This is a genomic window from Rhodovulum viride, from assembly GCF_003265965.1.
Taxonomy (GTDB): Bacteria; Pseudomonadota; Alphaproteobacteria; order Rhodobacterales; family Rhodobacteraceae; genus Rhodovulum; species Rhodovulum kholense.
Window position 1 is genome coordinate 1 of record NZ_MUAV01000221.1, and the last position, 353, is coordinate 353.

Genomic DNA, 353 nt, shown 5'->3' on the forward strand with positions numbered 1-353 from the left:
CGCGGCATCGCCTGGGTCTACTTCTCGGCCAATTACGACCGCGACCTCTTCCCGACCGGCGCGCCGCAGATCCGCGTCCGGGCCCGCGGCAAGCGCGTTTACGACCCGCGCGACGGCCAGACCCGCTACAGCACCAACCCCGCGCTGTGCCTGCGCGATTACGCCCTGACGCCCGAGCTTTTTGGCGGCATCGGCTGGACCGAGGCCGATCTGGACGAAGCCGCCCTCGTGGCGCTGGCCAATGCCGCCGAGGAACCGGTGCCGCTGGCCACGGGCGGCAGCCAGCCGCGCTACGCCTTCAACGGCGTGCTCGATACCGAGGCCAGCCCGCGCGAGAACCTCGATGCGCTCTC

Annotated in this window: 1 pseudogene; it reads left to right on the plus strand. The window is 71.4% G+C overall.

The features are described from left to right. Nucleotides 1-353 (plus strand): annotated as a pseudogene (locus BYZ73_RS23295) (phage tail protein); the annotation flags it as partial.